The sequence below is a fragment of the Streptomyces sp. genome (assembly GCF_036566765.1).
Lineage (GTDB): Bacteria > Actinomycetota > Actinomycetes > Streptomycetales > Streptomycetaceae > Streptomyces.
This window is the reverse complement of the sequence record NZ_DATCVQ010000629.1, coordinates 1-1830: the sequence shown is the minus strand read 5'-3', so window position 1 is coordinate 1830 and position 1830 is coordinate 1. Positions and strand designations below refer to the sequence as shown.

Sequence of the window (1830 nt, the reverse complement as noted above, 5' to 3'; positions counted from 1 at the left end):
CCGCCGGCGACCCGGCCGCCACGACCCCCGAACACGCCGCCCGCCTCGCCCGCGAGGCCGGCCGCCCCCTGCTCGTCGTCCTCGACGCCCCCGAGGAGATGCCGCCCGCCCTCGCCCACCGCCTCCCCGACTGGACCAGGGCCACCGAGCACTGGCTCCGCGCCCACGCCGCCCGCCTGACGCCGGGCTGCCGCCCCGAGCACTGGGAGCAGGCCGCGGAACTGTACGGGCGCGGGGCGCGGGCCGTCCTGCTCGGCCCGCTGGACGAGCCGGACGCGCGGGCCCTGCGGGAGCGGTACGGGATCGGGGAAGGCGTCCTCGCGCCGGCGGACGCACGGCATCCGCTCGCGCTGCGGCTGCTCGCCGAGGTACGGGCGGCGCTGCCCGGGGACGTGGCGGGGCGGCCCGGGCGGGAGGAGATCTTCACCGCGCACCTGGACCTGATGTGCCTGCGCATCGCGGTCCGGATCGCCGCCGGCTCGCGCCCGCTGCTCCGCGGCACGGCGGTGCGCAGGCTCGCCGCGCGGGTGGCGGGCCAGGTCCACGAGGCCGCGCGGCGCTGCCTCGGCCCTGGCCAGGGCGAGCTGGACCGGGAGTCCTTCGAGGACCTCTTCCCCTGGCGCGACGGCTGGGCCTCCGCCGTCCTCACCGAGGGCCTCCTCGCCCCCGCCGGCACGGGCTACCGCTTCGCCCACGAGGAGCTCGCCGACTGGCTCCAGGGCGCCCACCTGGACCTGGACACGGCCCTCCACTCCCTGATCCACCGCTACGACGGGGACGTACGGCCCGACCCGCAGCCGAGCAGCTCCCACCCCGTCCCGCGCCACCGCATCGGCCCGGTGCTGCAGGCGCTGCTCCTGGTCGACCGGGTGCAGGGGCCGGCGGCGCTGGCCGGTCGCCTGGGGGATCTGCTGGACGCCGTGGAGCGGCTCGCAGGGGCGGAGCCCGGCGGCGACGCTGAGGGCGGCGACCCCTGGGACCCGGCGGCGCGGGTCGAGGACGCCCGATGGTGGGCCGGGCGGCTCGTGCGGGACGCCCTGCTGCGCGTCCCGAACCCCCGGGCGTACCTCGGCGTGCTGCGCGAGCTCGCCGACCGCATCGGCACGGGCGGCGTCGCCCCAGAGGCCTTCGCCCCCGGCTTCTGGACCCGCCTCCGCCTCGCCGAGGACGAGCGCATCGACCTGCTGCGCCGCCTCGTGCCCGCGGACCGGGACGGCTGGGACGGGGACCGGGACGGCCGTGACCGGGGCCGCCGGGTCCCCGGCGGCGACCCGGAAGTCTGGGACCAGGACCGTCGGGACCAGCAGGTCGGGGAGGTCTGGGAACGGTCCGGGCGGGACCGGGGCCGCCGAGATCAGGTCCGCCCGGATCAGTGCCGAGACCGGGACGGGGACCGCCGGGATGGGGACCGCCCGGTCCGGGGCGGCGAACTGGACAGTCGCGACCGGTACGGCGACCGGCATGGCCAGGACCAGTACCGCGATCACCGGCCCCGCTACCTCGACGCCGTCGCCGAGCGGCTCGTCGCCGATCCTCGGGGCGTGCAGCCGCTGCTCTGTCGGTGGTTCGCCGACGAGCGGCCGTTGCCGGCCGCGCCCGGGGCCACCGTCGCCGCCGCCGCGCAGGCGCTGCTGTACGCGCGGCGGGATCTTGCCGTCGACGACCTCTGCGAGGCCCTGGTCGCGACCGCTCACCCCCGGGCCGACGAGCTGCTCGCCGCTCTTGCCGAGGACGAGCCCGCCGCGTTGTGTCGGGCCGTCGATCGGTGGGCGCACGACGACGGGCGGCCCGCGCGGCGGGTTGCCGCGGCCGCGTACGGGCGGCTGGTCG

General features: G+C 78.7%; 1 pseudogene. It reads left to right on the top strand.

Going from position 1 to position 1830, the window contains the following annotated elements:
* Positions 1-1830: pseudogene (locus VIU94_RS36610) on the top strand (serine protease); the annotation flags it as partial.